The following is an 18,062-nucleotide window of genomic DNA, read 5'->3' on the forward strand; positions in this document are numbered from 1 at the left end:
CCACCCGGCCCGCGCCCGTCGCCGTCCTCCCCCGCCCCCGAGGCGTCCGGCGCCGGCCGCGCCGCCGCCCAGCGCCTGACCATGCGGCGCAAACTCGCCGCCGCGGCGATGGAGTTGTTCTCCACCAAGGGGTACGAGGCCACCACCGTCGACGAGATCGCGGCGGCGGCCGGGGTCGCCCGCCGGACCTTCTTCCGCCACTTCCGTTCCAAGGAAGAGGCCATCTTCCCCGACCACGACGACACCCTCGTCCGCGCGGCCGGAGTCCTGGACGCCGCGCCCGCGCACGAGAACCCGCTCGACACGGTGTGCCGCGGCATCAAGGAGGTCATGCGCATGTACGCGGCCTCCCCCGCCGTCTCCGTCGCCCGCTACCGCCTCACCCGCGAGGTCCCCACCCTGCGCGAACGCGAGATCGCCTCGGTGGCCCGCTACGAGCGCCTCTTCACCCGCTACCTCCTGGGCCACTTCGAGGAGGGCACGCACCACGACGACGACCCGCTCCTCGCCGAGGTCGCCGCCTCGGCCGTGGTCACCGCCCACAACCACGTCCTGCGCCGCTGGCTCCGCAGCGGCGGCGAGGGCGACGTCGAGGCCCAGCTCGACCACGCGTTCGCGATCGTCCGCGAGACCTTCGGCAAGGGCATCGGCGCCGGCCGCGCGCCCCTGCCGTCCGGCCCGGTGGCCACCGCGCAGACGGAGGGCGAGGTCATGGTGGCGGTGGCACGTACGGACGCGCCACTGGGGGACGTGATGGCGGCGATCGAGAAGGTACTGCGGCAGCGGTAGGAACGGCGCGCCCCTCCGCATACGGGCGCGCCCTCCCCGCGGGAATCGACCGGGGAGCTCCCACGCACCGCCGACCGAACTGTCACCCTCGGCAACACCTGCCGTCACACATAAGGCAGTTGAAGAATCACATCAGCTGATGTCGGATATGCGGGAACGAACACCGACGGAGTCGTCACGGTGAATTTGTCCGCCGACGGCCTGCCGGAACGTATCACCGTCGCGTCGGACTGGCAGGTGCGGCTGCGGGCGGACGGTGTGGGAACAGCCGTGGTCGAGGCGTACGAAGCCGCCCTGAAGAAGCGGATGGAACTCTGGGAGCGTTCCCTGGCCGATTCGGACCGGGAGCGCCGGGCCGCGCGGCTGGACGAGTCGTTCCCGACGCCGGACACCGCGCCACCGTCCGCCGGCGGAAACGTTTCGGGGGCGCGGAGCACCTTCGCCGGTCCGGCCGGTGACGTGGTCGCGCGGCAGCGCGTCGACCCCGCGGGTCTCGCCTTCTACGTCACCCTGGGGTTGATCCTGTACAAATTCATCACTGCCACGGTCGCCGGGATCGCGGCCGCCGCGACCGTGGTCTTCTCCTGGGCGGGCCTCGCGGGCATCGTCGCGGCGGCGGGAGTGGATGCCGCTCTCGTCACCGGCGCCGTCGGCCCCTTGGTGGCGGCACTGGCCATCCAGGCTCAGCAGTTGGTCGTGGTGAAGGGTGAGGTCGAGGACAACCGCGCTTTTCCCGGCGGCAAGTGGCCGGTGGCCACCGCCTGAGCCCTGGAAACGGCGGACCAGTATCGGAGGATCGTTCATGTACGCAGCACGCGCGGCTCTCTGGGCAGCCGCCGCTGTCACTTTCGGAGCGGCCGCGCTCCTTCGCCGGACCCCGGCTCTCCTTGGCTGCTGCGTCGTCCTCGGGACCGTGTTCCTGGGAATGGCGGAGGTGTACACGGACCGCAGGAGGAAGCGCGAGTGGTACGAGTGCACGTTCGCTTCCTTCGCGGAACTGCGCGACGCCGTGGACGAGGCGGCCCTCCGCCGGACCCGCGACGAGCGGGGGACGGCGGCGGCGTTGCTCGAACTCCAGCGCGCTTACCCCTCCCTGCCGATCGCCGTGGCAGCGAAGCTGATCAAGTCGCTCTGACCCGGGGCCGGGGCTCTGGGAGCCTCCGACGGCTCCGACGGCTCCGTCCCGGAAACGGTGACGGCCCGGCCCCCGCAGCCGTCCGTCGAAGGGGCTCCCCGGCCCGGCCGGGCGGGTCCGCACCGCCACGGCCGGCCGGCACCCCGGCGCCGTACGCCCGCATGCCCGCGTACGCCCGCCGGGCCATACGTCCCGGAGCGCCGGCGCCCGGCAGGCCGATATGCCCCTTGTACGCCTCCTGTTCCTACGTCATGATCGCCCAATTGGTGTTCTCCGTCCCCCAGTCGGGCGCGGAGTGCCCCATCACCCCCCTGGGCGCCTGCGTTCACACCAGCCCCTGGGTCCTTGTTGACGAGAAATGAGGGGCGGTATGCCCGACTCAGGCATAGGGAAAGCGAAGAGAAGACCCGGCAGGCGCCGACGACTGCGGCGCGATGGTCTCATCGCGTTCGTCGTGTCGATGGCGTTGCTGATGATCGGGTCCGTGGAGCCCGCTTTCGGGCAAGGGCGCGCCGAGGCGCCCGCGGCCGGGTGTGGCGCGCATGCCACGTCCTTCGCCGTCGAGCAGGGTTCGCCCGTCACGCTCCGGATGGGCTGCGCCGGGGACTCCGGCACCCTTCGGTCGCTGGCGAAGAGCGACGACGACCTGATCATGGCTCTCGACTTCCATGTGCCCGCCGAAGCGCGGCGGGGGTTGGAGCAGACCATGACGAGCTGGGTCGACTCCATTCGCGCCGACAAAAGCGCGGGCCTGACCCTGAGCGCGTCACTGAACAAGCGGTTCCGCCAACACAGTGTGGGCATCTCGCCGCCGGAGGCCGGGGGCGCCGACTTCGACGGGCGGGTCTACCCCATCGAGGACAGCCTGGTGTTCGTCGTGGACACGAAGGACATCGGTACCACGGCGAGCGCGTGGCAGAAGTTCATAGCGAGCGGTGTCGCCCTGGGCGTCACCGTCGTCTCCGGAGCCGTGTGCCTGTTGGCGTTCAACGTGGGGGCGCCCGCCGCGGCTCCGGTGTGCGGGGCCGTGAGCGGGGCGATGGGTTCGCTCGTCGGCGAGCTGTTGAACGCTCACTTCGACAACCGTTCGCTGGGCGACGCCGATGTGTGGGCGGAGGCTCTGGCCGTCGCGATATGGGGCGGGGTCGGCGGCGCCATGGGCGGGAAGCTGCTGGAGTGGGCCGCCTCGGGCAGCACCTCCGTCATCGCGAACGCCCAGCGGAGCCTGCGCGCTCTCGCGGCCAAGGTCTGGGGCATGGGCAACGTCCTGAAGTTCATGTCCGACAAACTTGAGGGCATGGGACCGATGCTGTACGCGTCCCTGCAACGCATTTCCCGCGGTGTCGGTCAGTCCGGGGCGCCACTGAAGGTGATGGTGGTGGGCGATTCGATGAGCCAGGGTTACGAAGGTGACTGGACCTGGCGCTACCGCCTGTGGGAATGGTTCAAGAAGGAGCACATCCAGGTCGATTTCGTCGGCCCGTACCAGGGAACCCGTCCTCAGGACTCCCCCAAGCCCCCGCTCGTGCCGCGGTTGCAGGGGGAAGCCCCGCAACCGGATCAGAGCGCTCCGATCACCTCGGGCGCGTACGCCGCCGGGGTCGCGCCGGACTTCGACACCGACCACTTCGCCGTCTGGGGCCGGCAGGCGGCGCAGGACAAGACGCTGATCGCCGAGCAGGTGGCGAAGTACCAGCCGGACCTGCTCCTGGTCGGGCTCGGCTTCAACGACATGGGCTGGTTCGTCAGCGGCCCGGAAGGCACGCTGGACAGTATGCGGACGCTGGTCGACCAGGCCCGCGCCGTCAAACCGGACCTCGACTTCGCCCTGGCCAACGTCCCCCAGCGGACGTACATCGGCGGCCGGGACGACCTGCCCGTCAACACCACGAAGTACAACAGCATGCTCGCGAACGCGATCCCGTCGTGGAGCTCCGTCAAGTCTCGCGTGGCCCTGGTCGACTGGGCCCGCAACTACAGCTGCGACAGGGACAGCTGCCCTGTCGCCTACGACGGGCTGCACCCCAACGCCATAGGCGAGTACCAGATCGCCCAGGCGTTCGTGCGCACCCTGCACAACAGCTACGGCCTCGGCAGCGAGCTGATCGACATTCCCACCAAGTTCCCGGAGCGGCCGGCGCTCGCGCCGAGCACGCTCTGGATCGACTCCGGCCCGAGCGGGATCACGCTGAACTGGAAGCCGGTCTTCGGCGCCCGCGGATACACCGTCCGGCACCGGATCAAGGGCTCCGGCACCTGGAGCGAGACGCCGGTCAAGGCGGCCCGCTTCGACACCACCTGGACCCTCGACGGCTGGGAGTGGGAGTACCAGGTCCGTACCGACAACGGTGAGGACGGGAAGTCCGGGTGGTCCGAAACGCTCACCGAGGTCGCCCACCCGAAGACCGCCGCGGCGCCCAAGGGAATCGTCACCCGGGCCACCGCCACCGGCGTCGACGTGTCCTGGGACGCGCCGGCCGGCCCGTACACCGACACGATCGACCGGTACGAGATCATCACCTGGGACAGGGACACCCCCGGCGCGTTCATCAACAGCACCGCGGTCAGGGGCAAGTCGGCGCACATCGACGGGCTGAAGCCGGGCCACCGTTACCTCGTCGCGGTGGTCACCTGGAACGCCGCCGGCGGCGGCATGCCGGGCGGCGCCCGGCCCGTCACCGTCGGGGCCGGCACCCCTCCGGCGCCCACCGGCCTGAAGGTCACCTCCACCGACGCCACTACCGTCCAGTTGTCGTGGAACGGTTCCGCCCAGGCCGCCGGTTACCGCGTCTGGGTCCGTAACGTCAACGACGGCAGCGCGTCCAAGGCCGACGAGTTCGTCGTCAACGAGACCAACCGGGGCATCGCCTTCCTGTTCCCCGGCGTCTGGAACTACGAATTCTGCGTCACCGCCGTCAACGGCGCAGCGGAATCCGGCAAGTCCAACTGCGTGATCGCACCGCGTCCGCCGGCCAACGCCCGGACGTCGGCCCCGGCGGCCCCGGCGGACGCGGCGGACGCGGCGGACGCGGCGGCCGCGAAGAAGCGCGAACCGCTCTCCGCCCTGATCCGGGCCCCGCGCACACCCGCCGGGTCGGCCGCCGGGTAGCGGGGGCCGGCACTCCGCCGAGGGGGCGGTGGGCGACCGCCTCACCGCCTCCTCACTCGGCTCGTCACCACCGTCAGGTCCGGCCGGCGACCCGTCGGCCGATCTGCTCGAGGAACTCTTGGATGGACGCCGCGGTGACCTCGAAGTCGCCGTCCCAAGAGGCCGTGGTGGACCTCCAGACGCGTCCGCTGCCCGCCACCGCGAACAGACGGCCGCCTCCGTCACTGCCGAACACGATGCCCGGCGGCTCGTCGTCGACCCGAACGGAGCCGTACGCGCGGAAGTGCTCGGCCACCGTCGAGGCGGGATGGATGAAGTATCCGTACCAGACATCGGGCAAGGACGCCTCCCGCATCACCCAGTAAAGGGTGGTCAGGTCGGAGGGGATCGGCGTCAGGTCCACGAGCGCTCCCGTCGCCGCATGGCTCTCGTCCGTGGCGAGGGCCACGACGTTCTGGCCAGGCGGATACCCCCGCGTTCTCGCGAACGACGACATCAGAGCGCCGAGCTCCGCGGACGTCCGCTCACACCACCCTCGCACCCATTCCGATGCGAGCCGCTCACCGGGCACCTTCATCCTCCCTCGGCGTTCCTCTCGGCGAGAGTGTGGGCGACAAGGGCGTTGGCGTGGCCGTGCCCCAGGCCGTGTTCGGTCTTCAGCCAGCCGACGAGCTCCATGTGCTTGGTCAGCGGGGAGGATCGGATGAGGTCCTTCCACTCCGCGACCGGGCGGCCGTACTTCTTCTCGATGGAGGGGAAGTAGCTGGCGGGGCCTTTGACTGCGGTGGTCATGACGGGATGCCGTCCTTCTGTCCGTGGGTTGACGCGGTCGGAAAGCCGCGTTGAGGGGATGTCAGCGGATGACGTCGAAGACGTTCAGCTGCAGGCCGTTCGCGTACGCCTGGTGCTCGACCAGCTTCAGCTTCCGGACGTCCTTGTCCGTGGTGCTGAACAGCCGCTTGCCCGCGCCCAGGAGGAGCGGGAAGACGAGCAGGTGGTAGCGGTCGATCAGACCGGCGTCCGAGAGGCTCCGGTTGAGGGAGGCGCTGCCGTGGACGATGATCGGGCCGCCCTCGGTCTCCTTCAGCGCGGCGACCTCGTCGAGCGAGCGCAGGATCGCGGTCTCGCCCCAGTTCGACACCAGGCCGTCCTCGGTGAGGGTGGTGGAGACGACGTACTTCGGCATCTCCTTGTAGTCGGCGAACCCCGCCATGTCGGGCCACACCGGGCTGAACGCCTCGTAGCTGGTCCGGCCCAGCAGCAGAGCGGTGGCCTCCTGCTGCTCGCGGCCCTTGATCTCGAAGGCTTCGGGGAGGAAGTCGACGTGTTTGAAGGTCCATCCGGAGTTCCGGTAACCGGGCTCGCCGCCGGGTGCCTCCACGACGCCGTCGAGCGAGATGAACGCGGTGCTGATCAGGGTACGCATGGGGGGATTCCTCGATGTCTCGTGACTGGATGAGGGGGGGGAATGCCGGCGGCGGTGCGCTTCACTCGCCTTCGTCGTCGCGCTCCGGCCGTGGAACGGCTAGTCGGCCCGCTCGTAACGGAGCAGGACCACCTGCGAGTCGAAGGTCCTGGCCTCGGCGAGCGTCAGGTCGAACCGCTGCCGGGGAGAGGCGAAGACGGGCTTGCCGCCGCCGAGTACGACGGGGTGGACGAAGACCTGGTACTCGTCGATCAGCCCGTGCTCGGTGAGGTAGCCGGCCAGCGTGGAGCCGCCGAACAGCAGCAGGTGCGCGCCGCCGTCCTTGAGGGCGGTGAGCTCCTCGACCACGTTGTCACCGATGACGCGGGTGTTCCAGTCGGCCTCGGTCAGGGTCGAGGAGACGACGACCTTCGACGCCTCGCGCCAGACGGGCGCGAAGGCGAGGTCGTGCGCGTCGGTGGAGTGCTCCTCGGCGCGGGGCCAGTAGCCGGACATCATGTCCCACACCACCCGGCCGTACAGGAAGATGTCGGCGCCGCCGGTCAGTTCCTGTGAGTAGGCGGAGAGTTCGCCGTCCATGCGGGGCCAGTCGAACTCTCCGTTCGGGCCCTCGATGAAGCCGTCCAGCGACTGGTGCACAAAGTGCGTGATCTTGCCCATGAGAAGCGGAATCCCCCCGTACTGGTGTGAGCGTCCGGGCAGCCTACAGGCGCCCTTGTGTACGATGTCCACATTCGGAGGGTCCGGCGATCCGCACCCCCCGAGCGATCATTCAGGAGCCTAGAGGACTAAGTGGATGCTGTCCACATTGGAGGCGTGACCATGCCGGCGTCCAAGGACGGCAAGCCGAAACGGGACACCTACCGCCACGGCGACCTGCGCAACGCGCTCCTCGAAGCCGGGCTCGAACTCGCCCGCCAAGGCGGCCCGGAGGCCGTCGTGCTGCGTGCCGCCACCCGCGAGGCCGGGGTCGTCCCCAACGCCGCCTACCGGCACTTCGCCGACCGCGGCGCCCTGCTGCACGCCGTCTCCCAGGCCGCGATGGCCCAGGTGGCCCGCACGATGGAAGCCGAGCAGGCCGCCCTCCCGGCGGACGAGGACCCGGCCGCCGCCGCACGGGCCCGCTTCCGCGCCGTCGGCACCGGCTACCTCCGCTTCGCCCAGCGGGAACCCGGCCTGTTCCGCACCGCCTTCCACGTGCCCGGCGACATGACCCACGCCGCGGCCGACACCGCCGCCGGAGCCGGCGGCAAGACCCCGTTCGAACTCCTCGGCGCCGCTCTCGACGCGCTGGTCGAAACCGGCGTGCTGCCCGAAGACCGCCGCCCGGGCGCCGAGTTCCTCGCCTGGTCCGCGGTCCACGGCCTCGCCGTCCTCCTTATCGACGGCCCCCTCCGCGGCCTCCACCCCACCCAGGCCCACGATGCCGGCCAGCATGTCATCGACATGATCGAACGCGGCCTCTGAGTGCCGTGGCACCTGGGGGGCCTCTTCATGGGTCCTCCCTGGTCACTGGTACTCGTCCGGTGCTCCACCGTGCTGGTCCTGAGGCCACGCCACCCGGCAGTCGAGGCACGTGAAGCGCCATTCGTTCTCACCGGTCCTCGGGTTCAGGGCCTTGTTCAAGATCAAACCGGTTCCCCCGCACTTGACGCACCGAACAGGGGGCTTCTGCGGCTGGTACGGCCGGTATGCGTCGGCGGTCATGGCGCGCAGTCAACCACCAAGCGAATCCGTTGCGTTGAGGTTCACGGATGTCGCGCGTGGTGGGCACCGTGCCCCGCGAGCCATACGACGAGGACTGTAGCCGCCCTGTACGTCGGCGAGCCCTTATCGCCGCACCCCGTGGCTCCGGGCGTGCTCGTCCCGGTTCTCGACGAAGCGGCGCCGCTCGATCTCCGCCGTCCTGCGCGCCCAAGGGTCCGGCGCGTCGGCCAGCCGTCTCTCCGCCCGCTTGATGATGTCGTCCCACCACTGGCACGACTCACAGTCGTTCACCGGCGCCCCTCCCGGTTCAGCTCGATCACGCGGGCGCGCAGGCGGTCCGTGCGGGTGGCCCGGCGGTAGTGCGTCGGGTGCCAGGTCCGCCCGCCCTCAAGCGGCCGGAGCGTGAGCCGTTCGGTGTCGTGATCCCAGCCGACGGCGATGCCGAACCGGTCGCGCTCGGTGTCCAGGATCAGTTCGAGCGGTTGCGGGATCCAGTCAGCCACGGTGCACCTCGTCCCCGTGCCGCAACCCCTCCCGACGCAGCAGCTCCACGCGCTTCCAGTCGCCGGCCCGCTCGGCGGCGTACCGCGCCTCGGTGAGCAGCGTGCACGCGGCACACGCCACGCGCGGGTTGGGTACGAACGCGGGCCGCGCCCCGACGCCGAAGGGCAGGTGCGTCATACGGCACCCTCCACGCGATACACGGACTCGATCATTTGTGCGCCTTTCTCCTTGCCACGGCACGCAACTTCGCGTCCCACCAGGAGAGTTGCGTGGGTCACATCGGACACGCAACACTTCGTGTCGTGCCAGTGACGCACTGGCACGACAGGTGATCATGGTTGGAGGGGGCATGTCCGCCCGCAACGCCGCCAGTGCCGCCCCGGGAGGGCGCCGTGCGTTCGGTCAACTGCTCGCCCATTACCGGCGAGCGGCCAACGAGACACAGGAATCACTGGCGCCGCAGATCCTCTGCGAGCGGTCGGTACTGAGCCGCATCGAGACCGGCGACCGGGTTCCGAGCGAGCAGCTGGTGAAGAGATGCGACAAAGTACTGAAGACCGGCGGCGCGCTGTACAAGTTGTGGCAGGAAACCGACTGGTATCCGGACCGGGCGTACCCCGACTGGTTTCAGCGCCGGTTGAACCTGGAGGCCAAGGCGGTATCTGTCAGCGAGTTCAAGGAACAGGTCATGCCCGGGCTGCTGCAGAGCGAGGAGTACGTGCAGGCGCTGTTCTCCAGAGATTCGGACCCGGCGAGAAGGGAGCAACGCATCCACGCTCGTCTGGGTAGACAAGAGCGGTTCCTTTGTTCAGGCGGCCCGCTTTTGATGGTCGTCTTGGATGAGAGCACCCTGCGCAACGTGGTCGGCTCGCCAAGAGTGATGGCAGCGCAGTGTCGGTTTCTCCTGAACGCCGGAAAACTCCCCAACGTCCGCATCCAGGTAGCACCGGCGAGTGACAGTAAACTCAGCCGCCCCAGAACATCGATGACGATCCTCAAACTTCTCGACGGGGAAGAATGGGTGTACTGCGAATCACTGGACAGAGGACACTTCAGCGACGATCCGTCAGTCGTCGCCCGCCACGCCCACAGATACGATGTCCTCAGGGCTGACTGCCTGTCGGCCAGCGATTCCGCTGCGTTCATTAGAGATGCAATGGAAAAGTATGGGAGGGGTCGTGAAAGTCACTACAAGCGTCACGAGCTGGGTGAAGAGCAGCTACAGCCACCCCGACGGCACCAACTGCGTGGAAATCGGCCTAGGTACCCCAGGCTTCAGCCCCGTGCGGGACAGTAAGACGCCGGGTGGTCCCGTCCTACGGTTCCCAGCTGCCGCGTTCGCGGGGTTCATATCCTCCCTCAAGGATGGAAACTTCGATTCCTGACGGGAAGGTTAGGCGCGAAATGGGCACCGGCATGGATACATGGGTCAAAAGCAGCTACAGCGACCGAGACGGCACAGACTGCGTCGAATGGGCCCCCGCCTCCGCCACACACGGCACCATCCCCGTCCGGGACAGTAAACGCCCCGCCGGTCCCATACTGCACGTCCCCACCGACGCCTTCGCGTGCCTGGTGACCGCCATAAAGGGCGGCACCCTCAACGCCTAGGCGCGGCAAGGAATCCGAGTCACGAGGAGCCCCGCTACGCCGCGACGGCGGGCGGGGCTCCTCCATGCCCCACAGAGGACCCCGTAGCCGGCGCGGCAGGCACGCCGCTGAGAGGGCCGCTCCTCACCCAGCGCCGCGACCGCGAAACACGTAACCCCGCCGGGATGGGCTCCAGTTCACCACCAACCCCAACCGCCGCACCCGCCTACGGCAGCTCATCATGCCGCCCCAGCCGCACGTACACCGTCTGCGCGAAGTCCGCGAGGGTTCCGTCGGCTCGGCGCAGCAGCTCCATGGGCGGGATGGTCACCTCGTACCGGTGCTGGAGGGCGACGAGGAACTCGGTCATCGTGAGGGAGTCCAGGCCGTAGCCGTCGAGGCGGTGGTGGGGGTCGATCTGGTCGGGGTCCATGTGCAGGACGCGGGCGAGCATGCCGGCCAGGCTGCGGGTGATGTGCTCCAGTGCTTCGTCGGTCTTCATCCGGCGTAGGTTGCGCAGCAGTTCCCGGCTGCTGGGCCCCTCGCTCGCGGCACCCGTGGGGACGAGTGCGCCGAGGCGCGGGCTGCGCGCCAGAGGGAGCAGTGTGGCGGCACGTCCCCAGTCGGCGCGGGCGACCACCGTGGTCTCGGCATCCGACTCCAGCAGTGTCCCGGCGCGACGCAGTGCCTCCTCCGGGCGCATCGTGTACAGACCGACCCCGGCGAGCAGGGGGGTGAGGTTGTTGCGGGCCACGTAGCCGGCCCCGCTGATCGCTCCCCACGCGATGGCGAGACCGGGAAGGCCCTTGCGGCGCCGGTTCCGGACGAGCGCTTCCAGGTAGAGGTTCGCGGCGGCGTAGGGCGCTTGCCTGACGTTTCCGATCACGGCGGCGCCGGAGGAGTGGAGCAGGAACAGATCGCATTCCCGCTCGCGGGTGAGGAGGTCGAGGACGAGTGCCCCGCTGATCTTGGGGGCCAGGATCGCGGCGATCCGGTCGGCATCGAGATCCACGAGAGGTGCGTCGTCCAGGTGCATGGCGCTGTGCACGACGCCGTGGAGGGGGTGGCCGCCGGCATCGATGGCCGCCACGACCTTTCCCATGGCGGCCAGGTCGGCGGCGTCGGCGGCGTAGGCCGTGGCGCTGACCCCGCGTTCCCGGAGCGCGGTGAGGACCGCCTCGGCCTCCGGGGCGTCCGGGCCGCGGCGGCTGACGAGGGCCAGATGCCGGGCGCCGAGGCCGGCGAGCCAGTGTGCGGTCGCCGCCCCGAAGCCGCCGGTGCCGCCGACGATCAGGTAGGTGCCTGCCGCGTCGAGGCGGGGAGCGGGGTGGGCGCGCTCGACGAGGGGAGGCCCGTCGAGCGGGTCGAAGGCGACGACCACCTTGCCGATGTGGCGGGAGTGCTGCAGGAGGGTGAACGCCTCGCTGACACGGGCGGCGGGGAAGATGCTGTGCGGGAGGGGCGCCCAGGCCCTGCGCCAGGCGGGTGCCACCCTCTCCGGATGCAGCGTTTCGGCGTGGGACGGGATGCTCAGGACCTTGGTCAGGTCCACTCCGTAAAACGCGATGTTGTTGTTGAACGGATGGAGCGGCAGGGGCTTGCTCTCGTGGATGTCGCGCTTGCCGAGTTCGAGGAACCGGCCGCCCGGCCGTAGCAGTTCGAGGCCGCGGACGATGGCCTCGCCGGCCAGGGAGTTGAGGACGATGTCGACTCCCTGACCGTGGGTGATCTCCATGACCTGGTCGGCGAAGTCCAGTGAGCGGGAGTCGAGGACGTGCGGGACGCCCAGGTTGCGCAGGTAGTTCCGCTTGAGGTCGTTCCCGGCCGTCGCGATGACGTGGGCGCCGCATGCGGCGGCGTAGCGCAGGGCCGCCAGGCCCACCCCGCCGGCCGCGCCGTGGACGAGCACTGTCTCCCCCGGCTGGAGGCGTGCCAGGGTGACGAGGCCGTAGTGGACGGTGGCGAACGCCACCGGCATCGTGGCCGCCTCGGCGTAGGTCATGTCGTCGGGCACCGGCCACACGGCTTCGGCACGGGCGACGGTGTGGGAGGCCAGGCAGGCGGAGGAGATGCCGGCGACGCGGTCACCCGGCCGGAGGCCGGTCACGCCCGGGCCGCAGGCGACGACGGTGCCCGCGCATTCCGCACCTGCCCGGATCTCACCGGGTGTTCCTCCGACGGCCTCGGCGGACAGCAGGCCCAGACTCTGCATGACGTCGCGGTAGTTCAGCCCGGCGGCACGCACCCGGATGAGTACTTCTCCGGGGCCGGGCTCGCGTGGTGTGAACTCCTCCCAGACCGCCCGGTAGGAGAGCCCCGCATCGCGGATCCGCAGCGTGTGGGCGACATCGTCGGCGGCGGGCACCGCTGCGGGGCGGACCTGCTCGCGCGGGACGAACCGGCCCCGCGCGGTGAGGAAGACCTCGTCCTCGGCGGTGGGGTGGAACAGTTCCTTCGCGAGGCGCCGCACGTCGTCGGCGGTGTCGGTGCGGTGGAGGGAGATCCGTCGGCAGGTGAGGGCGGGCATCTCGTTGGTCAGGGTGCGGGTCAGGCCCCAGGGCACCGCGTCCGCCGGCCGCAGGGTTTCGGCCTGTTCAGGGGCGACGCCGCTGGGGCGGGTCACCGCCCACAGCTCGGGCCGGATGTCCTTTGGCAGCCCGTCGCAGGCCGCCGCGCACGTGCGGATGAGTTCCGCCCGCCGGACGGCGCGTGCCGTCACCTCTGCCGGTTCCTCCTCGGCGGCCTCACCGAAGAGGAGCACCACGGCGAGGGCGCCGACGGCCCCGCCCCGGCCGGCTTCCGCCAGGCAGGCGGTCCAGTCGTCGACGGTGGCGCGCATCAGGCCGGGCGCGGCGGCCGTGCCGCCGGCGGCCCGCACTTCGCCGGTCAGGGCGGTGGCGAGCGCTTGCTCCTCCGGCGTCTCCGCGAGGATCAGGAAGGCGGTGTCCGTCCGTTCCCCGACGAGACGCAGCGGCTCGGGAGCGGTGTTGCTGCCGTGTGCGCCGTCGGCGAGGCGGGCGAGGAGGACGGAGCCGTCATCGCGGGCCGGCGCCTGGTCGTCACCGGTCTGGACGACGTCCTGGAACCCGCACTCCTCCAGCAGTCCTGGCCACTGGTCGCGCGGCAGGAAGAGGGAGTGCGGGCGAAGCTCGGTGTCGGTGTTCCCGTAGAAGCTGTCCAGTGTGCCGAAGTACGAGGCGAGCAACTCCGGATTGTGTGCCTCGACTGCGAGCAGTGCCCCGTTGGGTGCCAGGAGCGATGAGACCCGGCGGAGCGCGGCACGCAGGTCCTTGGCCGTGTGCAGGGCGTTGGCCGCGACGACGAGGTCGAAGCCGCCCGGGGCGAAGCCCTGTTCCCGCGGGTCGGCGTCGAGGTCGAGGGTGCGGTAGTCGAGGTAGTCGTAGGCGGAGAAGCGGCTTTGCGCCCGGGAGAGGAAGTACGGTGACAGGTCGGTGAAGCAGTAGCGGGTGCGGTCGGGATGCAGCAGAGGCAGGAGGGCCGCGGTGATGCCGCCGGTACCGGCCCCCACTTCGAGCACGCGCAGCGGACGGTCGGCCGGCCAGGCGCGGACGATCTCGCGCAGCAGGGCCTGGGCCAGTCGGTTGTGGAAACGGCAGAAGGGCCCGACGTCGTAGAACTGCTCCAGGGCCCTTGCCGATGCCTCGCCGGCCAGCAACTCCACCGGATCCTTGTCCCCTTGCAGGATGTCCCGCAAATAGCGGAACTGTTGCACGGCGAGTGCCGACTCCGCGGTGTGGGCCGGGTTGGATTCCGCCGCCAGGCGCAGCAGCGAAGCCGCGTCGTCGCCATTCGGCACGAGTCGTCGGCGCCCGTCCTCGCCGGTGACGAGGTGGCCATGACGCCGCATCGCCGGTTCCAGGAGTGCGAGCAGGCGCCGGTAGCGCTCGCTCAGGCCCCAGGCCGTGAGGTCGTCGTGGGTGAAGGGGGCCGAGGGCGCGGGCAGCAGACCGGCGGTGACCTGGGCGAAGCGGGCGAGGAAAGCGCGGGTGAGGAGGGGCGTGTTCTCGTAGCGCGCCGCCCGCCACCGCGCCCGCAGTTCGGCGATGGTGCCCGCGCAGGCGGCCGCGATCCGTCGGGGCGGCGGCAGCGGCGAGGCGGCGCAGGGCTCGGCCGGGTGCGGCAGCGCGCGCAGCACCGTGTGGTAGACGGCGGCAGGCGTGCGGTGCCCGGCGGCGAACCGTCGCAGGCGGCAGCCGTTCAGTTCGGCCGTCACGGTGCCGTCCGGCTCGGTGACGGTGACGTCCCAGCACACCTCTTCCGCTGTGCGGTAGCGCTCCCTCACCACGAACGAGCCGGTCGGGGCGGGCGGGGCCCACACACGGACCGCGCCGATGACGGCCGGCAGGTAGGCGTGCCCTTCGGCCGGCCCGTCCGCCAGCAGCGGGGCACCCGTCTGCAGGGCACCGTCGAGGAGGGCGGGGTGCAGCGTCCACGGCTCCCCCAGGGGCGTGTGCTCGTAGGAGGCCACCGCTTCGCCCTCGCCCACGCGCAGTTCGGTGAGCACCCGGAACTCCGGACCGTACGAGAGTCCGGCCTCGGCGCACCCGGCGTAGTGCTCCTCGGCGGTCACGGTCTTCGGGCACCGGTCGCGCACGGCGCTCACGTCGCAGGGTGCGGGCCGGGGGCGCAGGAGCGTACGGACGCGGGCCCGGGCGTGGTGTCGTGTCCGGTCGGTGCGGTCCTCGCCGCTGGACACCCGCAGGATCCCGTCGTCCGGGTCCAGCGACACCTGGAGGTGGATCCGGGAGGCGTCGTCCCAGGGGATGACCAGGGCGCCGCTGATGTCGAGGTGTTCCACCTCGGCCGGAGCGCCCAAGGCGATGCGCCCGGCGGCGAGGGCCATCTCCGCGTACCCGGTGGCGGGCATGACGACGGAACCGGCCACCCGGTGGTCGGCCAGCCACGGTACGAGGACCGGTTCGACGGGGGACGACCACAGGGGCAGCGGGGCGGGGACCCGGGCGCCGAGCAGCGGATGGTCGAGGGGGCCGGTGCCCGTCCACACGTCCTTGGTGTTGCCCCAGTGCCGGGTGCGCTGCCAGGGGTAGGCCGGCAGGTCCGTTACGCGCCCGGGGCTGGGGAAGTACCGGCTCCAGTCCGTCGGCGCCCCGGCGGCGAGCACGGCGGCGTGGGCGGCGGCCAGGGCCTCCGGCCCGTCCGCGTGGCGGCGCAGGGTCGGCAGGACGGCGGTGGGGGTCTGCGGGCGGGCGGCGGTGATCTTGCGGAGGTAGGTGCTCAGGACGGGGTGGGGGCCGATCTCCAGGAAGACGTCCGCGCCGTCGTCCATCGCGCCGCGCACGGCGTCGGAGAAGAGGACCGGCGCGCGGAGGTTGCCCCACCAGTGCTCCGCGTCCAGTTCGGTACCGGCGACGCGGGTGCCGGTGACCGTCGAGTACAAGGGCAAGGCGGCCGGGCCCGGCTTGAGGGTGCGGAGCGCGGCGGTCAGCGGTTCGCGGCAGCCGTCCATGGCGCGGCTGTGGAAGGCGTAGTCCAGGTCGAGTTCGCGGAAGAACACCTCGCGCCGCGCCAGGCTCTCGCCGAGCTCGGCGAGAGCCCGGGCGTCGCCGGCCACGGTCACGTCCTGGTCGCTGTTGCGGCCGGCGATCTCCAGTCGGTCCGCGTACGGCTCCAGCGCCTCTCGCGCCCGCTCGGCGCCCAGCCCCACGGCCGCCATCCGGCCGGTGCCCGCCGTGGCCGCCTGGACCCGGCCGCGCGCGGCGATCACCTCGCACGCCTGGGCCAGGGTCAACGCGCCGCAGGTGTAGGCGGCGGCGACCTCGCCCACGCTGTGGCCCAGTACCACCGCCGGTTCCACGCCACGGGCGCGCAGCACGGCGACGATGCCCGCCTGCACCGCGAACAGCAGCGGCTGCGCCCTTTCGGTCGGCGCCAACCGCCACTTCCGAGGCGGCAGGGCGATCTCCTCGGTCACCGACCAGCCCAGCCGGGGCGCCAGTTCGCCGTCGACGGCGGTGAGGGCGCGCCGGAAGCCGGGATCGTGCGCGAGGAGATCGGCCCCCATACCGGCCCACTGGGAACCGTTGCCGGCGAAGACGAACGCCACCCGCCCGCCGGCGACCGCCTCGACGGTCCTGCCGGAGCCGTCCTCGGCCGCCCGGGCGAGCCGGTCGGCGGCTTCCTTCGGGGTACGGGCGAAGACGGCCGTCCGGTGCTCGTGCCGGGTCCGGCGCCTGCACGAGGTGTAGGCGATGTCGTGGAACTCGCCGTCCTCCGCCGTGCGCAGGCGGTCGGCCATCCGCGTCATGGCGGCGGTCAGGGCCCTCGGCGTGCGCGCCGTGACGAGGACCGGCAGCCCTTCCGGCGGCGGCGTACGGCGGTCCGGTTCCTCCGACGGCGCAGGGGCCGTCAGGATGACGTGCGCGTTGGCGCCGCCGAATCCGAAGGAGTTGACACCGACGACCGGACGTTCCGACTCGCCCAACGGGCGGTTCTCCGTCACCACGTCGAGGCCCAGCCCCCGGAATGCGATCTCGGGGTTCGGAGGGGTGGCGTGCAGCGAGGCGGGCGCCGTGCGGTGCCGCAGGACGAGGAGCGCCTTGCAGAGTCCCGCCATGCCCGAGGCGGGCTCCAGGTGGCCCGTGTTCGTCTTGACCGAGCCGATGGGCAGCGGGCCGGTGATGCGGCGTACGCCGAGGGCCTGGCCGATGGCCCGGGCCTCCGCCGCGTCGCCGGCGACCGTGCCGGTGCCGTGGGCCTCGAAGTAGACCAGCTCGTCCGGGTGCACCCCGGAGTCGGCGTACACCCGGCGCAGCAGGTCCTCCTGCGCCTCGGGGTTGGGCAGCGCCAGGCCCAGGGTGCGCCCGTCGCAGTTGCTTCCGGTGCCCAGGACGACGCCGTGCACGCGGTCGCCGTCGGCGAGCGCGTCGGCCAGGCGCTTGAGCACCACGAGGCCGCCGCCCTCCGCGCGCACGAAACCGTCGGCGTCGGCGGAGAACGCGGCGCACCTGCCGCGCCGGGACAGCATCGCGGCCTGGGAGAAGCCGACGTAGTGGTGCGGTGACAGCAGGATGTTGGCCCCGCCGCACAGCACCGTACGGCTCGTCCCCTCCCACAGGGCGCGGCAGGCGCGGTCGAGGGCCACCAGCGAGGACGAGCACGCGGTGTCCACCGCCATCGACGGTCCGCGCAGGTCGTAGGCGTGGGACAGCCGGTTGGCGGCGATGGACGAGGCCGAGCCCGACATGGTGTACGGGCCGATCGACCGCGGCCGGTACATCTGCAGGCTGCCGTACGAGGTGTCGCAGATGCCGATGAACACGGCCGTGTCGGAGCCCGCCAGTACGGCCGGGTCGATCGCGGCGTCGTCCAGCGCTTCCGCCGCCAGCTCCAGCAGCAGCCGGTGCTGGGGGTCCATGTGGGCCGCTTCCTTCGGCGAGATGCCGAAGTAGGCGGCGTCGAAGCCCTCGACGTCGTCCAGGAAGCCGCCGGCCGCGGTGTAGCTCTTGCCCACCCTCGGCATCGTCGTGTCCACGAAGCGGTCGGTGTCGAAGCGTCCGGCCGGCATCTCGGTGACCAGATCCCGCCCCTCGGACAGGGCCGTCCACAGGCTCTCCATGTCGCTGATGCCGCCGGGCAGACGGCACGCCAGCCCGACGATGGCCAGGGCGTCGCGTCGAGGGCCGCCGGAGCAGGGGTTCGTCAAGGGGTCCTCCCGGGTCGGCCGAACGCGACGGACACAACGGACAGTATGCGGACGGATGCGAACAGTGCACAATGGTGTCCGCAGAGCGCACTATCCGGACAGACCGCCTCAACGTCCA

The 18,062-nt window shown here is 71.0% G+C and carries 16 protein-coding genes; 8 read left to right on the forward strand and 8 right to left on the reverse strand.

What is annotated here, in order from left to right; genetic code table 11:
• The 4 genes from ACSNOK_RS08495 to ACSNOK_RS08510 form a co-directional block, all read left to right on the forward strand.
• A partial coding sequence (locus tag ACSNOK_RS08495; protein WP_436779981.1) for a TetR family transcriptional regulator occupies nucleotides 1-789 on the forward strand: 789 nt, incomplete at its 5' end.
• Between the two features lie 180 nt (nucleotides 790-969).
• Entirely contained in the window at nucleotides 970-1,554 is a 585-nt protein-coding gene (locus ACSNOK_RS08500; protein WP_436779982.1) for a hypothetical protein, read from the forward strand.
• Between the two features lie 160 nt (nucleotides 1,555-1,714).
• Complete coding sequence (locus ACSNOK_RS08505) at nucleotides 1,715-1,924, forward strand: hypothetical protein (protein WP_436779983.1); 210 nt, start codon at nucleotides 1,715-1,717, stop codon at nucleotides 1,922-1,924.
• Nucleotides 1,925-2,384: 460 nt separating this feature from the next.
• Nucleotides 2,385-5,033: a fibronectin type III domain-containing protein gene (locus ACSNOK_RS08510; RefSeq protein ID WP_436780005.1), complete on the forward strand. Its 2,649-nt coding sequence runs from the start codon at nucleotides 2,385-2,387 to the stop codon at nucleotides 5,031-5,033.
• 73 nt (nucleotides 5,034-5,106) lie between these two features.
• Here ACSNOK_RS08510 and ACSNOK_RS08515 read toward each other — a convergent pair whose 3' ends face one another.
• The 4 genes from ACSNOK_RS08515 to ACSNOK_RS08530 all read right to left on the reverse strand — a co-directional run bounded on the left by ACSNOK_RS08515 (nucleotide 5,107) and on the right by ACSNOK_RS08530 (nucleotide 7,119).
• On the reverse strand, nucleotides 5,107-5,529 hold the full coding sequence (locus ACSNOK_RS08515; protein ID WP_436779984.1) for a hypothetical protein: 423 nt from the start codon (nucleotides 5,527-5,529) through the stop codon (nucleotides 5,107-5,109).
• Nucleotides 5,530-5,606: 77 nt separating this feature from the next.
• Nucleotides 5,607-5,825 (reverse strand): DUF4287 domain-containing protein, encoded by a 219-nt coding sequence (locus tag ACSNOK_RS08520; RefSeq protein ID WP_436779985.1) that lies wholly within the window; start codon nucleotides 5,823-5,825, stop codon nucleotides 5,607-5,609.
• Nucleotides 5,826-5,886: 61 nt separating this feature from the next.
• Nucleotides 5,887-6,459: a dihydrofolate reductase family protein gene (locus ACSNOK_RS08525; protein WP_436779986.1), complete on the reverse strand. Its 573-nt coding sequence runs from the start codon at nucleotides 6,457-6,459 to the stop codon at nucleotides 5,887-5,889.
• Nucleotides 6,460-6,558: 99 nt separating this feature from the next.
• Nucleotides 6,559-7,119: a dihydrofolate reductase family protein gene (locus ACSNOK_RS08530; RefSeq protein WP_436779987.1), complete on the reverse strand. Its 561-nt coding sequence runs from the start codon at nucleotides 7,117-7,119 to the stop codon at nucleotides 6,559-6,561.
• Between the two features lie 162 nt (nucleotides 7,120-7,281).
• Between ACSNOK_RS08530 and ACSNOK_RS08535 the strand changes: the two genes are divergently transcribed.
• Nucleotides 7,282-7,926 (forward strand): TetR/AcrR family transcriptional regulator, encoded by a 645-nt coding sequence (locus ACSNOK_RS08535; protein WP_436780006.1) that lies wholly within the window; start codon nucleotides 7,282-7,284, stop codon nucleotides 7,924-7,926.
• A 363-nt stretch (nucleotides 7,927-8,289) separates the two neighbouring features.
• Here the strand turns inward: ACSNOK_RS08535 and ACSNOK_RS08540 are convergent, their stop codons facing one another.
• The 3 genes from ACSNOK_RS08540 to ACSNOK_RS08550 are packed head-to-tail and all read right to left on the reverse strand — an operon-like array spanning nucleotide 8,290 to nucleotide 8,847.
• A complete protein-coding gene (locus tag ACSNOK_RS08540; RefSeq protein WP_436779988.1) occupies nucleotides 8,290-8,457 on the reverse strand; it encodes a hypothetical protein in 168 nt (55 codons plus the stop codon).
• The gene (locus ACSNOK_RS08545; RefSeq protein WP_436779989.1) at nucleotides 8,454-8,669 is read right to left on the reverse strand and encodes a hypothetical protein; all 216 of its coding nucleotides are present in this window, start codon (nucleotides 8,667-8,669) and stop codon (nucleotides 8,454-8,456) included. The genes ACSNOK_RS08540 and ACSNOK_RS08545 overlap by 4 nt, the downstream gene beginning before the upstream one ends.
• On the reverse strand, nucleotides 8,662-8,847 hold the full coding sequence (locus ACSNOK_RS08550; protein ID WP_436779990.1) for a hypothetical protein: 186 nt from the start codon (nucleotides 8,845-8,847) through the stop codon (nucleotides 8,662-8,664). The genes ACSNOK_RS08545 and ACSNOK_RS08550 overlap by 8 nt, the downstream gene beginning before the upstream one ends.
• Before the next feature lie 172 nt (nucleotides 8,848-9,019).
• On the opposite strand from ACSNOK_RS08550, the gene ACSNOK_RS08555 reads away from it, so the two are divergent.
• From ACSNOK_RS08555 to ACSNOK_RS08565, 3 genes are read left to right on the forward strand one after another with little or no spacing between them, the layout of a single operon-like run.
• The gene (locus ACSNOK_RS08555) at nucleotides 9,020-9,967 is read left to right on the forward strand and encodes a helix-turn-helix domain-containing protein (protein WP_436779991.1); all 948 of its coding nucleotides are present in this window, start codon (nucleotides 9,020-9,022) and stop codon (nucleotides 9,965-9,967) included.
• Complete coding sequence (locus ACSNOK_RS08560) at nucleotides 9,918-10,055, forward strand: DUF397 domain-containing protein (protein WP_436779992.1); 138 nt, start codon at nucleotides 9,918-9,920, stop codon at nucleotides 10,053-10,055. Before ACSNOK_RS08555 ends, ACSNOK_RS08560 begins: the two co-directional genes overlap by 50 nt.
• Nucleotides 10,056-10,086: 31 nt before the next feature.
• Complete coding sequence (locus ACSNOK_RS08565) at nucleotides 10,087-10,281, forward strand: DUF397 domain-containing protein (protein WP_436779993.1); 195 nt, start codon at nucleotides 10,087-10,089, stop codon at nucleotides 10,279-10,281.
• 205 nt (nucleotides 10,282-10,486) lie between these two features.
• Here the strand turns inward: ACSNOK_RS08565 and ACSNOK_RS08570 are convergent, their stop codons facing one another.
• Nucleotides 10,487-17,944 (reverse strand): type I polyketide synthase, encoded by a 7,458-nt coding sequence (locus tag ACSNOK_RS08570; RefSeq protein ID WP_436779994.1) that lies wholly within the window; start codon nucleotides 17,942-17,944, stop codon nucleotides 10,487-10,489.
• Nucleotides 17,945-18,062: the final 118 nt, after the last annotated feature.

Source organism: Streptomyces sp. URMC 126 (genome assembly GCF_051386555.1).
GTDB lineage: Bacteria > Actinomycetota > Actinomycetes > Streptomycetales > Streptomycetaceae > Streptomyces.